The 17750-nt window shown below is 39.4% G+C and carries 17 protein-coding genes; 7 read left to right on the top strand and 10 right to left on the bottom strand.

What is annotated here, in order from left to right; translation table 11 throughout:
- Positions 1-7: 7 nt before the first annotated feature.
- From FUA48_RS04555 to FUA48_RS04535, 5 genes are all read left to right on the top strand, one after another.
- Entirely contained in the window at positions 8-547 is a 540-nt protein-coding gene (locus FUA48_RS04555) for a hypothetical protein (protein WP_147582446.1), read from the top strand.
- Positions 516-1097 (top strand): nicotinate (nicotinamide) nucleotide adenylyltransferase, encoded by a 582-nt coding sequence (gene nadD / locus FUA48_RS04550; RefSeq protein ID WP_147582445.1) that lies wholly within the window; start codon positions 516-518, stop codon positions 1095-1097. Before FUA48_RS04555 ends, nadD begins: the two co-directional genes overlap by 32 nt.
- Positions 1098-1174: 77 nt before the next feature.
- Entirely contained in the window at positions 1175-2335 is a 1161-nt protein-coding gene (locus FUA48_RS04545; protein WP_147582444.1) for an iron-containing alcohol dehydrogenase, read from the top strand.
- A gap of 261 nt (positions 2336-2596) precedes the next feature.
- Entirely contained in the window at positions 2597-3592 is a 996-nt protein-coding gene (locus FUA48_RS04540; protein WP_147582443.1) for an NAD(P)H-dependent glycerol-3-phosphate dehydrogenase, read from the top strand.
- A 12-nt stretch (positions 3593-3604) separates the two neighbouring features.
- Positions 3605-4645: a TerC/Alx family metal homeostasis membrane protein gene (locus FUA48_RS04535; RefSeq protein WP_147582442.1), complete on the top strand. Its 1041-nt coding sequence runs from the start codon at positions 3605-3607 to the stop codon at positions 4643-4645.
- 17 nt (positions 4646-4662) lie between these two features.
- Here FUA48_RS04535 and FUA48_RS04530 read toward each other — a convergent pair whose 3' ends face one another.
- Together FUA48_RS04530 and FUA48_RS04525 are read right to left on the bottom strand one after the other, a co-directional pair.
- Positions 4663-7458, bottom strand: coding sequence for a GH92 family glycosyl hydrolase (locus tag FUA48_RS04530; protein WP_147582441.1), 2796 nt, complete (start codon positions 7456-7458; stop codon positions 4663-4665).
- Positions 7459-7558: 100 nt separating this feature from the next.
- Entirely contained in the window at positions 7559-7966 is a 408-nt protein-coding gene (locus FUA48_RS04525; protein WP_147582440.1) for a hypothetical protein, read from the bottom strand.
- 60 nt (positions 7967-8026) lie between these two features.
- Between FUA48_RS04525 and FUA48_RS04520 the strand changes: the two genes are divergently transcribed.
- On the top strand, positions 8027-8488 hold the full coding sequence (locus FUA48_RS04520; RefSeq protein ID WP_147582439.1) for a copper resistance protein NlpE: 462 nt from the start codon (positions 8027-8029) through the stop codon (positions 8486-8488).
- Between the two features lie 32 nt (positions 8489-8520).
- Here the strand turns inward: FUA48_RS04520 and pheS are convergent, their stop codons facing one another.
- On the bottom strand, positions 8521-9540 hold the full coding sequence (gene pheS, locus FUA48_RS04515) for a phenylalanine--tRNA ligase subunit alpha (protein ID WP_147582438.1): 1020 nt from the start codon (positions 9538-9540) through the stop codon (positions 8521-8523).
- Between the two features lie 58 nt (positions 9541-9598).
- Positions 9599-9955, bottom strand: a complete 357-nt coding sequence (locus FUA48_RS04510) for a hypothetical protein (protein WP_147582437.1) — start codon at positions 9953-9955, stop codon at positions 9599-9601.
- A 96-nt stretch (positions 9956-10051) separates the two neighbouring features.
- On the opposite strand from FUA48_RS04510, the gene FUA48_RS04505 reads away from it, so the two are divergent.
- Entirely contained in the window at positions 10052-10603 is a 552-nt protein-coding gene (locus FUA48_RS04505; RefSeq protein WP_147582436.1) for a CvpA family protein, read from the top strand.
- Here FUA48_RS04505 and FUA48_RS04500 read toward each other — a convergent pair.
- The 6 genes from FUA48_RS04500 to FUA48_RS04475 all read right to left on the bottom strand — a co-directional run bounded on the left by FUA48_RS04500 (position 10600) and on the right by FUA48_RS04475 (position 17737).
- A complete protein-coding gene (locus FUA48_RS04500; RefSeq protein WP_147582435.1) occupies positions 10600-11346 on the bottom strand; it encodes a tetratricopeptide repeat protein in 747 nt (248 codons plus the stop codon). The genes FUA48_RS04505 and FUA48_RS04500 overlap by 4 nt on opposite strands.
- Positions 11347-11363: 17 nt before the next feature.
- Entirely contained in the window at positions 11364-13115 is a 1752-nt protein-coding gene (locus FUA48_RS04495) for a BatD family protein (RefSeq protein WP_147582434.1), read from the bottom strand.
- Positions 13116-13180: 65 nt separating this feature from the next.
- The gene (locus FUA48_RS04490) at positions 13181-14074 is read right to left on the bottom strand and encodes a tetratricopeptide repeat protein (protein ID WP_147582433.1); all 894 of its coding nucleotides are present in this window, start codon (positions 14072-14074) and stop codon (positions 13181-13183) included.
- Complete coding sequence (locus FUA48_RS04485) at positions 14075-15109, bottom strand: VWA domain-containing protein (RefSeq protein WP_147582432.1); 1035 nt, start codon at positions 15107-15109, stop codon at positions 14075-14077.
- 1 nt (position 15110) lies between these two features.
- Positions 15111-16115, bottom strand: coding sequence for a vWA domain-containing protein (locus tag FUA48_RS04480; RefSeq protein ID WP_147584955.1), 1005 nt, complete (start codon positions 16113-16115; stop codon positions 15111-15113).
- Complete coding sequence (locus FUA48_RS04475; RefSeq protein WP_147582431.1) at positions 16115-17737, bottom strand: hypothetical protein; 1623 nt, start codon at positions 17735-17737, stop codon at positions 16115-16117. Before FUA48_RS04475 ends, FUA48_RS04480 begins: the two co-directional genes overlap by 1 nt.
- Positions 17738-17750 lie beyond the last annotated feature (13 nt).

Raw genomic sequence — 17750 nt, 5'->3', positions numbered from 1 at the left:
AGAACTGATGATAGAACATATCAAACGAAATCGTAAAGCATTATCTAACACCTTTGCGCTATTTTTTTCTAGCTTTTTTATTCCTGTTTTTATTATAATGTTATTAACGGGGAATCTGAGACTGAAACTATTATTATTTGTAGCTGTTTTGTCCATTGCTATTGCGTTATTTATTCCTTTATACTTATTATTTCTTTTCTCGATAGGAGATTATAAAGAAAAGCGTTTTTTTTCAAAGAGTCCGTACGATTATATTGAAAGAAACCTTATTGAGCACAAATACGATAAAGAAAGTAGCCGATTTAGTTTATATAAAAAAAGACTTGTATTTAACCATAAAGGGACAACATATTCAGCTATATATTATACTGATGTATATAGAAACTATTATGGTAATGCTCTGCTGATATACAAGCACATGGATGACGGTGCTTATATCAATATTACTATTGAATACAAAAAACAAAAATTAAGAGAAAAGGAGTTTATAGAGAAGCTGGAAAATATAGAAATCGATGAAAGTAGGATTGTACTTCGGGACTTTTAATCCCATACATACAGGGCATTTGATAATCGCCAACCACATGGCCGAGTTTACCAATCTTGATCAGGTATGGCTGGTGGTTACGCCTCACAATCCGTTTAAAAAGAAAAGCACATTACTGGAAGACCATCACCGTTTGGAAATGGCTTTTCTTGCTACAGAAAGTTTCGACAGGCTAAAACCTACCGATATAGAGTTCCGCCTGCCACAGCCTAATTATACGGTCAATACTTTAGTTCATTTACAGGAAAAGTTCCCAACCCATGAATTTTCACTTATTATGGGTGAAGACAACCTTAATTCCCTGCACAAATGGAAAAACTATGAGGTAATTCTGCAAAACCACGATATCTATGTATATCCCCGCATTAATACCGAAATAGCTAACGAAGAGCTCATCAACAACCCTAAAATTTACAGGATAGATGCCCCTGTTATAGAAATATCTTCCACTTTTATAAGAAACAGTATAAAAGACGGTAAGGATATCAGGCCGTTACTTCCGCAAAAAGTTTGGGAATACATAGATCATAATCTTTTCTATAAGAAATAAATACCCCTAACACTTAACAATTCGTTATCGACAATTTTTAGGGTATTTCGTACCTTTGGGTAAAATACTTTCTAATCATGTTAAATTTCGAACTTTATAACCCTGTCGACCTGGTGTTTGGCAAGGGACAAATCGCTAAATTATCCAAACTTATCCCGCAAAATGCAAAAGTACTTTTAGCCTATGGCGGAGGCAGCATTTTTAAAAATGGTATTCATTCTCAGGTAACTGAAGCCCTTAAAGGCTATGAAATTACCGAGTTTGGGGGTATAGAACCCAATCCGCGTTATGAAACCTTAATGAAAGCCGTTGAGCTTATCCGAGAGAAAAAGCTGGACTTTATACTTGCAGTAGGCGGAGGATCGGTAATAGACGGAGTGAAATTCATATCAGCTGCCGTTAATTTTGAAGGTAACCCTGTAGACATTCTGGTAAAAAGAATACGAATTGAAGATAATGCCGTGCCTTTTGGTACTGTATTAACCCTTCCGGCAACAGGAAGCGAGATGAATTCAGGAGCCGTTGTAACCATAGAAAAAACACAGGAAAAACTTTCTTTTGGCGGGCCGGCTGTATTTCCGCAATTTTCCATTTGCGACCCAACAGTTATCGCATCGCTACCTAAAAGACAATTGCAAAACGGAGTAATAGATGCTTACACTCACGTTATGGAACAGTATTTAACTTATCCGCACGATGCATTGTTACAGGATCGTATTGCCGAAAGCATACTTCAAACCCTTATAGAAATAGGTCCGGATGTGGCAGAAAATCCTACCAATTATAAACTGGCATCCAATTTTATGTGGTGCTGTACGATGGCTCTTAACGGGTTGATCCAAAAAGGTGTACCTACCGACTGGGCCACACACATGATAGGTCATGAGCTTACTGCTTTGTATGAAATAGACCATGCCCGCACACTGGCAATAATAGGGCCTAACCTTTACAGGGTAATGTTTGACACCAAAAAAGACAAACTGGCTCAGTATGGCCGAAGGGTTTGGGGCATTACCACAACCGATATAGAAGAGGCTGCTACACAGGCAATAGAAAAAACAGTACAGTTTTTCCACACTATGGGTATGGAAACCAAGATATCTAACTATACACCGGATTATGAAAAAACAGCCGACTTTATAGTAAAACGTTTTGAGGAACGTGGCTGGAAGGGGTTGGGCGAACGCCAAAACGTTACACCGGAAAAAGTTAAGGCGATTGTAGAAATGAGCTATTAAAAAAATAAAAGGCATTCCGGCTTGACCCGAATGCCTTTTAAAACACCAAAAACAAAAAATTTAACTAACCTTGTTGTAAACTTCGTCTAGAACAAAATTCTATAGAATAACGCCCCTAAAGATTTTAAATTGTATCAAATTGGCATAATAATATGTTAATATTTAAAAATATGACCTTTATATAATATGCTAACAGTAAAACCCATTGGCACATGCTGTATTTTTTAAGTACATTTGGGCTTTGTAAAACAAACAATTAAAATGAACGATACTCCCAAGTTCGCTGTAATAGGTGGTGGAAGCTGGGCTACGGCAATCGCAAAGATGCTTTGTGTAAATGTAACCGAGATAGCCTGGTATATGAGGAGCACCTATGCCATCGAGCATATAAAGCTGCAGAAGCACAATCCTAATTATTTAAGCTCTGTTGAGTTTGATAATGCTAAACTGAAGCTTACCAACGATATTAATGAGGCGGTAGCCTATGCAGATTACATAATTTTTGCCATTCCTTCGGCATTTTTAAGCGGAGAGCTTGAAAAACTTACCGAAAGTCTGGAAGGGAAAGTTATCTTTTCGGCTATTAAAGGTATCGTACCGGAAACAAGCCTTATTGTAGGCGAACATTTTCACGAGAAATACGACATTCCATACGAGAACATAGGTGTTATAACCGGTCCCTGCCACGCAGAGGAGGTTGCCCTTGAAAGGCTATCTTACCTAACCATTGCCTGCGGTGACCAAAAGAAAGCCAAAATAATGGCAAAAAGGCTGGACAGCTATTATATCAAAACCAAAATATCTGATGATATTGTTGGGACAGAATATGCTGCCATGCTTAAAAACATTTATGCCATAGCCGCGGGTATTGCCCACGGTTTAGGATATGGAGATAATTTCCAGGCCCTTTTGATGAGTAATGCCATAAGGGAGATGAAAAAATTTATACGCAAGGTTCACCGAATGAAACGTAACATAAACAATTCGGCTTACCTGGGCGACCTTCTGGTTACAGGATATTCGGTTTTCTCGAGAAACAGAATGTTTGGTAACATGATAGGTAAAGGCTATACCGTAAAATCGGCCATGATGGAAATGAGCATGGTTGCCGAAGGGTATTATGCCACAAAGAGTGCTTATAACCTTAATGAAGAATACAAAGCAAAAACCCCTATTATAGATGCAGTATACAGCATTTTATATGAGGGTAAAGATGCAAAACAGGTATTTAAAAAGCTTACCGATAAACTCGATTAAAATTAAGTAGCCATGAATCATGACCACCTGATTAACCATCCGGGTATTTTAACCGGGTTCACTATTCTTGTCGTTATTATGCTGTTGTTAGACCTTGGTGTGTTTAACAAAAAAAGCCATGTGATAAGCAATAAGGAAGCGTTAGCGTGGTCGGTTGTATGGATATCACTGGCAATGGCCTTTAGCGGGGTAATTTATTACCTTATGGGCTTCCAGCAGTTTGCCCAGTTCCAAAGTGCTTACTGGATTGAAAAAGCCCTCTCGGTAGATAACCTATTTGTGTTTATAATGGTATTCGGGTTCTTTAATGTTCCCAAGCACCTGCATCACAAAGTATTGTTTTGGGGCATTATAGGTGCATTAGTTTTCCGTGCCATATTTATATTCACAGGCGTAGAGCTTATAAACATGACATATTTGCCCGAAATGGAAGTTTTTGGACAAATGGTAAGCATCAACGTAGTTTTGACCTTATTTGGCTTCTTTTTGCTTTTTGCGGGTATTAAATCGTGGAGTGCTCACGAAGATGAGGATGAAAACAAAGATTTTTCCAAAAGTCCGGGTGCAAAACTGGTTTACCGTTTCTTTAAAGTCACCGAAAACTTTGAGGGAGATCGCTTTTTTGTAATCAGGGAAGGTGTTCGTATAGCAACTCCCCTATTAGTAGTGGTTACCGTTATAGAGTTTACCGACCTTCTTTTTGCAGTAGATTCCATACCTGCGATTTTTGCCATCGCTCCCGATGATCCTTTTATCCTTTATACTTCTAACATTTTTGCCATATTAGGATTAAGGGCTCTGTATTTTTTACTAGCCAACTTTATGTATATGTTCAGCAAGCTGCACTATGGCCTTGCCGTTATACTTTCCTTCATAGGTATAAAAATGCTTATAAGTCCGTTTTACCATATATCGTCTCCGGTATCGCTTATGGTAGTGGGCGGTATATTGGCTGTTTCCGTTATAATATCCTTTATGTTTCCCGGCGAACGTGAAGAAAAGGATGACGACGATGATTTTGAAGAAGATAATGAAGATGAAGATGACGATTAATCATCTTATTAATTTTATTAGTTAACCGTTATTTCATCAATAAATATAAAGGCCTGCCCTCCGGCTCCCTGATGCCATTGTGGCAATGTCCCGAAATTATAAGCTTTTACTTTTACATATCTGGCAGAAACATTATTAAGATGTGCTGTGTAATTCTCAATCACATTATCCTGCCTTGCATCTGTTTTTGTTTCAATGGTTTTTACTAAGGTAAAGTCCCTGTTATCATTAGACACATAGTATTCCACTTTTACAGGCATTAATATCCACGAACGGCTATCCTGCAGGAAACTTGCCTCAATAGCATTTACAGGCATTTCTTTTTGTAAATCGACTACCGCTTCAAAATCTTGGTTTTGGTAGCCCTGCCAGTCACCTTTACGCCAATTGGTAGTTCCTTTTATCCCGTCTATAAGACCTTCTGCTCCTCCGGCATGATATAACCTGTTATACTTCGATTTAATATCGATGGTATAATCATTTGTTTTTTTAACGAATTCAGCAGATACACTTTTACTTCTTTTCCCCTTTTCATTTTCGGCATAAGCTGTTAACATGTGCCATTTTTTTATCGTTAATGGCTCTTTATACTCTTTAATTGCCGACTCTCTTTCAAAATTATAATAAAGTTTTCCGCCAAAAGGGGCATGTAAAGAAACCTTAGTAGAATCCTTAAAAGATTTCCCTTCAGCCTCAATAACCGGAACAGGGACAACTTTATCATAAGCTTTTGTCTGAGTACCTACTATTGGGTCAAATACTTTTAAATCCTCATTATAATTTGATTTTCTTATAACAGCAGGTGTACGATTTTCCAAATGCACTTTGGCTTCCTGGAAATATGGCTCAGTTTTCTGCCAGTAATTATCTCCTGGGGTAACATCATAGAGGCCGATGCTGCTCAATACATACCAGGCACTCATCTGACCGCAATCTTCGTTACCAATAAGTCCGTCTGGCGAGTTCTTATAAAACTCTTCCAGTATGTAATGTACTTTTTCTTTTGTCTTCTCCGGTTTACCTACATAATTGTACAGGTAAGCCATATGATGGCTAGGTTCGTTACCGTGAGCATACTGACCTATAAGCCCTGTAACATCTGCCTGGTCACGCCCGGTGGTCTTACTTGGCAGGCTAAACATTTCGTCAAGCTTGGCTTCAAACTTTTCTTTACCTCCAAAAGCATCGATAAGGCCTTCTATATCCTGAGGCACAAAAAAGGTATACTGCCAGCTGTTGCCTTCAGTAAAATTGTTGTTTATCTCACGGGCGTCAAAAGGTTTATCCCAACCACCATTCTTTTTAGGACGCATATGACCTGTTTGTGGGTCAAAAATATTCTTCCAATATTGCGAGCGCTCCATAAAGTAATTATACTCATCGGTCTTACCCAGCATCATTGCCATTTGTGCAATACACCAGTCATCATAAGCATATTCAACCGTTTTAGAAACGCTTTCATGCTCATCATCTATGCTTATAAATCCATTTCTCTTATAGGCTTCTAATCCTAAATGATCAAGCATCGCACTATGTTTGGCAGCCTCAAAAGCTTTTTCGTAATCAAAACCTTTAATGCCTTTTGCCATAGCATCTGCCATAACCGAAACCGAATGATACCCAATCATACAATCGGTCTCATTACTCGCGAGTTCCCATACAGGTAACCTACCACCCTGCTCGTACTCGGTTAAGAACGTATTGATAAAATCAGCTGTGCGTTTCTTATCAATCAGAGTATACAGCGGATGTGCCGCCCTAAAGGTATCCCACAAAGAAAATACCGTATAATAATCAAACCCCTGCGCTTTATGAATTTCATTATCCCGCCCACGGTACATACCATCCACATCCATAGCAATATTAGGCTGCATCATGGTATGATATAAGGCCGTATAGAAAATATTTAATTTCTCTTTATTATCAGATGTCACTTCAATTTTAGAAAGTTCCTTATTCCAAAGTTTTTCAGCTTCTTTTCTTGTTTTCTTAAAATCAAAACCGGGCATTTCCTGTTTCATGTTTTTGGCAGCACCCTCATAACCCGTTGGCGATAAGGCTACCTTGACCAAAAGCTTCTCCCCTTTTTTCACTTCTTTACTAAAACTTATTGCCAATAGTGAACCCGCAAAAAACTTGTCCGTCACTTTTGCCGGAGCAAAAGCATTATTATTAACTGCCGTTACCTTTACAGGTGCGCTAAACTCTATTCGGGCATAAACATACTGGTCGCGTGCCCATGCCGAGCTTTCCCTAAGCACTTCAATGGTTTTGCTGTCAATTAATCTTACCTCGCCCATAATAAGCTTATCACGATGGTTAAGATCCAATATGATATTAGCCTGGCCCTTTTTAGGGAAAGTATATTCATGCAGTCCTACCCTTGTCGAAGCTGTTAACCGTACCTGTATATTGTCATCATGCAGTTTTACGGCATAGTAACCTGCCGAAGCTGTTTCATTATCATGAGAAAATGTTGATGAGTAGTCTTTAGCCTCAAGTTTAGGCTCGCCCATGGTAGGCATTAACATAATGTCGCCAAAATCGGAAACACCTGTACCGTTAAGATGCGTGTGCGAAAAGCCATAAATTACACTATCGGAATAATGGTAACCGCCACAACCGTCCCAACTACCGTCAATACGCGTATCCGGACTAAGCTGTACCATACCAAAAGGCACTGTAGCTCCCGGAAAGGTATGTCCGTGCCCCCCTATACCAATAAACGGATTTACATATTTTACATAGTCATGAGACTGAGAAAATGCAGCTATCGTAAAAAGCAGCGATAACAGTAATGATGATTTTTTCATTTTAGCTAAAATGTTTTGCTAAAGATGAAAAAATTACCGTTTAAAAACAAAAAAACAGCGCCTTAATAGGCGCTGCTTATATCAATAACTTAGTTACAGATTATTTAACCAATATACCGTCTTTAGCTATTACAGGCAGCTCAACCGTATCTTCTTCATTAATGGTTCCCGCAATAAACACATAGTTCTTATCAAACAGCATATTGTTCTTAAAGAACGTAACCATAAAGCTGTTATGAAGCTGTAATACGGTTTCTTCCAGCAGCTCAACCTTTACGGCAGAGTTTGCCGGCACTTCCATAAATGCATGGCGCATCATAGATGTTTTACGCTCTTCGCCATCTATAACCCCTGTAGCATTAGAAACCACAATAACCGTTTCCAGTTTATCATCACTATCGTTAATCAAATAAGCATACCAGGTTTTTTCCATGAAATCGTCGTTCCACTCCTGCATTACTGCCATATACACATTTTCCACTACCGGTATCTTAATATCTTTTTTCATTTTCTTACCTTTAAATTCTCTAAAATCAATTATTAAACATTACAAAAAACCAAAAACACCATGAAAAAAATTTCAGCTATAGCGATTTTGGCATTACTGGCGTTTACCGCATGCAAAAATGGAGAAAAATCATCGGATGACCAAATGGCTACAGATTCAACTGATATTGAACAAGTTACAACTGACACCCCTATAGGAGATACAAGCAGGAACGCTCTTGACTGGCCGGGAGTATACAGCGACACCCTGCCTTGTGGCGATTGTCCGGGCCTATTGTTTGATATTCAGCTTAATGATAACAATACTTATGCACTTTCTCTAAAGTATCTTGAAAAAGAGGAAACTGCCAATAAATATACAGGAACCTTTACCTGGGATGATTCCGGAAACGTTATTACCCTAGATGCCAACGGCGACCACAAAAAACTTAAGGTTCAGGAACACAGCCTTAAAATGCTGGATAAGTTTGGCAATCCGGAACAGGGTGACCAGAGTGATTATATTATAAAAAAGATAGACTAAAAAAAAAGGCAGCTTAAAGCTGCCTTTTTTAATTATATATTCGATTTGAACTGTTCTAAGAAACGTACGTCGTTCTCATAGAACATACGTATATCACCAATTTGATATAACAGCATGGCAATTCTTTCCACACCCATACCAAAAGCAAAACCATTGTACTTAACAGGATCTATACCACAGTTGGTAAGTACATTAGGATCTACCATACCGCAACCGCCTATTTCAAGCCATCCGGTACCTTTAGTAATCCTGTAATCGGTTTCCGTTTTTAATCCCCAGTAAATATCAATTTCCGCACTTGGCTCCGTGAACGGGAAATAAGACGGGCGAAGACGTATTTTTGATTTACCGAACATCTCTTTTGTAAAGTATAAAAGCGTTTGCTTTAAATCGGCAAACGAAACATCTTTATCAATGTATAAACCTTCTACCTGATGGAAAATACAGTGTGAACGTGCAGAAACTGCCTCATTCCTGAATACCCTTCCCGGAGAAATGGTACGGATAGGTGGTTTGTTGTTTTCCATATAACGCACCTGTACCGATGATGTATGTGTTCTTAAAAGCACATCAGGGTTTGTCTGGATAAAGAAGGTATCCTGCATGTCCCTTGCCGGATGGTATTCCGGTAGGTTAAGGGCCGTAAAGTTGTGCCAGTCGTCTTCAATTTCCGGACCTTCAGAAACATTAAAGCCAATGTTAGAGAATATATCTATTATCTGGTTCTTTACTATGGATATCGGGTGGCGTGATCCTACCTGGAAAAGTTCACCCGGACGTGTAAGGTCACCATAAACGCCTTTAGCATCCTCTTTGCTTTCCAGTGCATCCTGAATTTCGGTCACCTTGTTTTGTACTGCTGTTTTAAAAGCATTGATTACCTGTCCGAATTCTTTTTTCTGTTCGTTTGGAACATTCTTAAATTCAGCCATAAAGTCGTTAACAATACCTTTTTTACTCAGGAACTTAATCCTGAATGCCTCAAGCTCTTCCTTATTTTGTGTCTGGAAAGCTTCGGCCTCAGCAATATAACTTTTAATCTTCTCTATCATCGTTATTCAGTAAAAGTGTGCAAATTTAGGTATTTTAAAAATGTAATACCATTAAACTTTAAGAAATAAGTCCCTTTTCCAAAAAGTACTCTACAATCGCTCCCTTCATTAAAACCGACTGCTCTCCTGCCTTTAATGGCGGCAACTCTTCCTTAACGGTATAGTGCGGCCAGCCGTCTTCATCAAAAAAGTCAAATTCATAATAGCCATAAGGCTCCAAAAGCCTGCAAATGGCAATATGCATAAGGTTCACCTTTTCATCTTTTTTAAACTTACGGTTAAACTTACCCAGTTCCTGCACACCTATAAGATAGATAATTGCATCAAGGTCAAGTGTTTCGCCATCGGCAAAACGGTCTGATAGTATATTTACAAGCTGTTCCCAGCGTGATTTTAATTGTTCGTCTCTGGACATTTTTCTGTTTTAGATGGCAAAGATAACTACTTGCCGATTAATTATGTGTATACTCGCTATTTGGATTATAACTAAAGTCTGTTAACTTTGTTTTTAATGAGTGTTATTGATATCATATTAGGCGGCCTGCTGCTGTACGGACTTATAAAAGGGCTATGGAGAGGCTTTTTTGTGGAACTGGCATCATTGGTTTCACTAATTGCGGGTATTTTTATTGCCCTTAAGTTTTCAGGCTTTATAGCCGATATTATAAGCGGTCATGTTTCCTGGGAACCTCGCTATATATCCATAACCGCGTTTTTAATCACCTTTGTTGCCGTAGTGGTAGGCATAATACTACTGGCAAAGTTTTTTACCAAACTGGCCGACTTCGCAAGCCTTGGGCTTCTAAACCGTATATTGGGCGGAGTATTCGGCTTCCTTAAAATGGTATTGATAGTAAGCGTATCGCTTAATTTTTTCCTTAAGATGAACAGCTCCCACATTTTTGCGGAAGAGGAAACTTTGGAAGAATCCATTTTCTTTTACCCCATCCTGGAAGTGTCCAATACTATTTTCCCCGTTCTTGAAGAATGGTTTCAGGAATTTAAGGATCAGGAAATGCCCGAGGAAAAGCCCGAAGTTTTCAGTAACGAGCAAAGTGCTTAATCCTTCAGCTCTTTAATATCACTATCTTTTATCCAGCCGGTACTTTCGTCGGCAAGAGTTACTTTTTTCCAGTTATCCAATACCTCAACCACGTTTACCTTTGTGCCTTCGTGCAGAATAAAGGCATCGGGCGCATTGTTTAAAGGCTCACTTTTTACAGATGCTACCTCACTAAACACAATGGCTGGTCTCATTTTAGAAGTTTCTGTCCTTACAAAAGTTGCCGAAATAACACTGATAACTATTACCACCAAAGACAGTAATATACCTGCAAAAAACATTCTCTTTAAAAGTGTTGAACCTGCAAAATAGTAACCTATAAAAAACAATAGTACGCCAAAAGCAAAGCCTACTGCTATCCATGCCCAGGTGTCATAATGACAGATACCTACCAAACCATAAAACAGTTTTGAAAAACCAACCTTTGGAGTTGCCTGAATATCGTCTATCACCATTTTTTGGGCAAAACCAAGGTTAACTTTTATATCCTTATCGTTAGGTTTTAAAAGCAGGGCCTTTTCATAATTATAGATGGCGGGAGCCGTTTGGTTGAGCTTGTAATAGGCATTACCAAGGTTAAAATACACCTCTGCCGATTCCTCGCCCCCTTCGAGTATGCTTTCATAACTTTGAGCTGCCTCTTCATACTTCCCTTCCCTGTACTGCTCGTTACCTTTATCAAAAGCCGACTGCGCAGCCATAAGCTGCGTAAAAAACAATACTATATATGCTAATTTTTTCATTCGTAAAGTCCTTAACATTACACTTGTTTTTCTAATGCTGTTATTACCGATACCGCGCTCTCATAATCCTGCTGCATTGCCGCTCCCGATGACGGTGCATAACGTGCAAATTCACAACTGTCCATTATCCTGATGAAATCAGCTACCGTTTCCGGATTCGCTTTCCTGTTCAGTAACAGCTCCTGAATGTTTTGTTTACTCATTTCAGAAGTTTCGATATTCAGTTTAGCCTTAAGGAAATTATGCAGGGCTTTTTCAAGTGCCACATAGAACTCCTCTTTATTGCCAAGCTGTTTTTTAGCAGCCGACAGGTATTTTTTAGCCAGTCTGTTATTCTGTCGTATCTTATTACCCACAACATCGCTGTCGTAAGCCTCTTTTTTCCTCTTACCTAATACAATTAGTGGTATTATAAGGAATGGCGCCGCTAACAGGCCATAAAACAGCGTTGAGCCAAAGAAATGATCCCTTTCCCTAGGCAGAAGTTTTGTTTCCAGATCTACAAAACGGAACTGCTCTTTAGATTCCACTGTTTGCTTTTGAGTTCCTGCAGCAGCAGGTGTAGTTGCTGCAACAGCATCTCCCGTAACCTCTATCATTAAATCTTTAGAAGTTATTGTTTTATATTTCCCTGTAGCCGGATCAAAATAAGAGAATGAAAGCTGGTTAATAGGATATTTACCCCTGTTTTGAGGCACTATGGTATAAATGTCAGATATCTTACCTGTCATCCCGCTTATAGGCACATTCACATTCTCTTTGTGCTCCGGGTCATACATTTCCAATGCAGATGGTACAACCGGTTTAGGCAGCGTGAACAGTTTTAGGTTACCCTTACCGCTAACGGTTACATCAAGCTGTAACGATTCTCCTGTTTCAAGGCTTGTTTTAGAAGGTGTTACTCTAAAATCAAAACTACCTACAGCCCCTGTAAAATCATCCGGTTTTCCTGCCTCAGGTAATGGTTTAACGTTTATGGTTCTTATACCCGAAGACAATAATTTATCTTCAGACACATAATTTACCATACCAAAACGATTGCGTCCGGTAGGCACCTGTAATGTAGCATTAACCAACAGAGGCTCTAATTCCAATTGTCCGCTCTTTTGCGGATATAATACTGTTTTTTGCAACACTACATAACGGTACATTTCACCGTTATACATACCTTTTTCTATGGTAAGATGTTGGGGATCGAACCTGTCGGTTTGGCTCCAGAAATCATTAAAGCTCGGATTTTCCTTTACAAAGAAGTTTGTTACATCGCTGCTTTGGCTTACATACAGTTTGTAAACCACACTTACAGGCTCATTTACATAGGGATTGGTCTTACTAACCTCAGCCACAAGATGCACACCCTCAGTAGCACTTTGTCTTGCCGCTTCATAAGGGTCCTGAATTTTAACCGCATCACCCACCGATATTTTTACCGGTAGCGTTTTGTATATTTTATCGTCTATTTCAATACTTGCCTGCCCTATGGTAAAATCACCCTTAGAGGTAGGTGTAAGTATATAATCGTAACTTTTGCTATAGGTATGCTTACCGTTTACCCATGAGTTCCTTATGTTTTGCATAGGTCCCTGCGCCCTGAAGCCGTCAAAGGAAGGAGGCACGAAGTTATCGCCATCCTTATTCATGGTAAAGCTAACCCTAAGGCGTTCATTTACGCCCAGCCTGGTCTTGCTGGGTTCGGCTTTAAACTCAACGTCCTGGGCATATATACCCTGTATTAAAAATAAAAATATCAGTAAGATGTATCTTTTCATCGTTGTCAATTCCTTACTCTGAATAATATAACATTTTTCAAATAAGTATCCGTTTTAAACCGGGTTTACCAGTCTTTTTCCTGTCTTTGCGGCGGCATGCCTTTTGCTTTTTTGGCATTTACCTTATCCTGAACTTTCTTTTCTTCGTTGTTCATGGCATCAAGCAGGTTTTCCATTCGCTGTTTAGAAGGGCTGCCTTCCGCAGGTTCCTGGTCACGGTCTCCCTCATTTCCTCCTCCAGGCTTATTCTGGCCATCCTTATCAGATTTATCCTTGTCCTGTTGGCCTCCCTTATCTTTCTGTTCGTCTCCTTTTTCCTTATCTTGTCCGTTACCTTTCTTATCGTCAGGTTTATTCTGCTTGTTATCTTTATTATCCTTATCTCCCTGATTGTTACCTTTATTCTCGTCCTTGTTATTATTGCCCTGATTCTGATTATCTTTATTATCCTGCTTATCCTGCTGGTCTTTATTCTGATCCTGGTTTTGTTGCGGCGGTGGCGGATTCTTTTTAAGCATCTCTTTTGCTAAGGCAAAGTTATAACGGGTCTCCTCATCATAAGGATCATTTCTTAATGCATTCCTGTATGCCTCAACAGCCGTCTGATAGTCTTTAACCTTCATAAGGGCATTACCCAGATTATGATAAGCCCTGTGTTTGTCTTTTTTACTTTCGGCCTTTTCTATAGCCGTAAGGTAGGCATACATCGACTCCTCAACTTTACCCTGCCTGTATATGGCATTACCAAGATTATAAGCCCCCGCCGATTTGGTAGGTGAATCAGACTGAGATATCCTGTAGTTGGCCTCAGCATCTACATATTCCTTATCAGCAAATTGACTGTTACCTTTTGAAAGATATACATCTTTTTTGTTGTCTTTGTTTTCCTTGTCCCCTTTTTGCTGAGAAAAAGCGACTAACGAAAATAAAAGCAGGCTGTATGTTACTAATCCTTTCATTTATTCTTTTTCATTAAAAAGGTTCAACTTCCTTATCCATGCCGTTTTCCTGTCTAAAAGGAAAACATCCAGAAACAGCAGCAAAAAGGCTGCCCCTAAAAACCACTGGTATTGCGAATCGTAAGTTGCTATTTCTTTAGCTTCAAACTCAGTTTTCTCAATATTATCCAATGCCTTTTTCACGTATTCTGATACTTCCCTTGTGTTCCCTCCGTACACATAACCGCCTTTTGTTTGATCGGCAATAGTTTTAAGTGCATCCGGATACATTTTGGTAATTACTACCTCACCCTCCCTGTCACGTTTATAGCTTTCGGTTATACCGTTTCGCTTAATGGGAATAGTACTTCCTTTTTCTGTACCTACACCTATGGTTATTATCTTAATGCCTTTTTCTTTAGCATTTTCTGCGGCTTCCATAGAGCCTTCACCATGATCTTCACCGTCGCTTACCAAAATAAGCAGTTTACTGGTTTGCGGATCATCATAATACGTAGTTGCCAACTGTATAGCATCGCTTAATGCTGTACCCTGAGAAGATACCATATCGGTATTCATGTTCTGAAGGAACATTTTTGCCACGCTGTAATCAGACGTTATAGGCAACACCGGATAAGCACTACCCGCATAACCTATAATACCAATCCTGTCCGTTCCCAGCTGATTAATGATTTGCGATACAATCTGCTTTGCCTTTTCCAGCCTGTTAGGAGCTACGTCTTCGGCAAGCATACTTTTAGAAACGTCTATCGCAAAAACAATATCAATACCTTCACGTTTTACCGTTTCGGTCTTAGTGCCTATTTTAGGGTTTACCAGTGCAATAATAACACCCGATAAAGCCAACAGCAATATTACAAACTTAAAAACAGGTTTAAAAACCGATTTTTCGGGCGTAAGTTTTTTTACGAGTTCATCATCACCAAACTCACGCTGTTTTTTTCTTTTCCAGTATAGGTTAAACAGGAACAGCAGTAATAAAACCGGCAGTACCGCAAACAAATACAAATATTTTGACTCGTCTAATTCGTACATATTAAATAAAACTTCTGTAAACCGTTTTTCTAATCACAACCTCAACTAATAACAGCCCGAAAGCAAACCAAAGGTATGGCCTGTATTTCTCGGTATAGTTATAATACTTAAGCTCTTTTATCTCGGTTGTTTCAAGCTTGTTTATTTCCTGGTAAATAGATTCCAGCTTACTGTTGGAATTTGCCCTGAAATACTGTCCGTCTGTTTTCTTGGCAATCTCTTTCATAAGTGCCTCATCAATTTCCACTTTCATGGTTTGATAAACCCACTCACCGTTTGCCCTCCTTGCATAAGGCATTTGTGCCATGCCGTTAGTACCTAACCCAATGGTGTACACCTTAATTCCGTATTCTTTAGCAATATCGGCAGCCATCCTCGGGTCTATAAATCCGGAGTTGTTTACACCATCTGTAAGCAGAATTATTACGCGGCTTTTTGCCTTACTTTCCTTAAGCCTGTTTACAGCCGTGGCAAGCCCTACACCTATACCTGTACCGTCCTGCAATACAGAATCGTCATAATTAACCGATTTAATTGCATTTTTAACCAGTTCCTTATCGCTGGTAACAGGGGTTTTAGTATAACTTTCGGCAGCATATACCACTATACCTATACGGTCATTGGGCCTTTCGTCAACAAACTTTTCGGCTACAGTTTTAAGTGCCTCAAGCCTGTTGGGTTTCAGGTCTTTTGCAAGCATACTTCCTGATACGTCTATCGCCATAACGATATCTATACCACGAGTGGTTTTTGTCTTGCTGTCAACATCCACACTTCTGGGCCTTGCCAGTGCCACTATCATGGCGCTCAATGCCAGTAACCGGAATGCAAACAGTACCGGTTTTAATTTTGCCAATAGTGACGGCTTAACCTTAAACCCGTTTAACGAACTTATTTTTAACGTTGCCGTTTGTTGTCTTCTTTTCCATATATACCAGCCTATTGCCAGAGGCAGTAATGTGAACAGCCAAAAGAATGCCGGATGTAAAAATGTTACGTCTTTCATCATTGTTGAGTACGTTTTCTAAATTCGACTGAGTTTTTAATCCTGTCCACAATTTTTGGCGCATATTCATCGGTTGTAGGATACACCATGGTTACCTGTTGTACTCCGTTAGCCTGCTTGAAATAAAGTATTTCATAATCATACTTAACTCCATCATCGCTCAACGGGTTTGGCATTATCATGCTTCCAAAAGCCCTTAGGCCTTCGGCTCCGTCAGCAGTGCTGAAACTTTCCTGTTTAACCAATATATCCTTTGCCTTCATAGCCTCCCACTGCTTGGCAGTATCATTAAAAAGCATATCAAGCTTTATGTCTACCTGCTGTTTGTAGCTTACCGTAGAGACCATAACATTAAAGTTGCTGAACATTATACCGTAGCTGAATATTTCCATATCCTTAACGATGGCAGCAGCATCTTTAGGCACCATTTTTTCGGTGTTCTGTCTTTTAAGTACTTTTGGTGTTTCTATTATCACACCCGGGTTACCATATTCACTTTTTACCCATTGCCCTTCTAAGAGCTCATTGGTTGGAGAAAAGTTATCCTTGATAAAACTCATTCCCTTAAACACAAGGAAGCCAACGATAAGCGCCACCACTAAACCAACAGAACCTCCAATAATGATATTTCTCTTTCTTTTGGCTTTCTTTTGACGCTGTTTTTCAAGCCAGGCAAGCGTGTGCTCTTCGTCCTCCTCTTTTTCTTCAGGTATTGACTTATCTATAACCACAATGGTTTTTTCTATCCTGTTTCGGTCTTCAGCCACTTCAAACTCCAGTGGTTTGGATTTTGCAAACTTCACCATATCGGCAGTGCGAAGCACCCTTTCCAGTTCTTCAAAAGTTTCACGGCTAAGCGACATTCTTTTACGCATTACTGCCTGCCTCATGGCTTCTATAAGTTCGCTTGTAGTACTTTCCATTGCAGGTACATGAATAGCTTCCTCAATATAAGTACGGGCAATATCGGTAAGTTCGCTATAGTAATCCTTTATGGCTCCTTTTTGTAAAAGCTCTTTGCTTTCAAGGTTTCTAAGCTGAATGGTTGCTTTTTCTATAGGTGATTTAAATACAATCGGTGCCTGTTTAGGTTCTACTTTCCTGTTCTTAAAATACCTGTATGCAAAAAAGCCTGCAGCACCTATTGCCGCTAACCCTAATAAGATATACAACCAAAGCCAACTCATTTTAGAATCGGCAGTTGCAACATCCTTAATGTCATACATTTTTTGCTTCAGGGTATCCACCTTTACATTGGTTACCTCTATGGCAAGTGAATCACTTTGAAAAGGTTCGCCGTCTATAATAACCGGAAGTCCCGGTACTACATAACGACCGGAATCGAACTGTGTAAGTCCGTATTTTTTTATTAGTTCATACAGTGCCCCTTTTTTTATGGTATCTGTCGGATAGGATTCCAGCACTTCCAGTTGACCAAAGGTTTTTCCTTCGGGGAAACCAACGGCAGAAGTACTGTCGACAGTAGCTTTTAAAGTAAGGTTAAACTGCGACCCAATCTTTATTTTGGTAGAATCTATACTGGTTTCTAACCGCTTTTGCTGCCCGAAAACGGCAACCGCAAAAAGCAGTAACAAAAACGTATATAATTTTGTTTTGGTCATCTTTATCATGATT

Origin of the sequence: Flavobacterium alkalisoli (assembly GCF_008000935.1) — a bacterium.
Classification (GTDB): domain Bacteria; phylum Bacteroidota; class Bacteroidia; order Flavobacteriales; family Flavobacteriaceae; genus Flavobacterium; species Flavobacterium alkalisoli.
The sequence above is the reverse complement of the archived record's forward strand: the minus strand, read 5'-3'. Positions and strand labels throughout refer to the sequence as shown.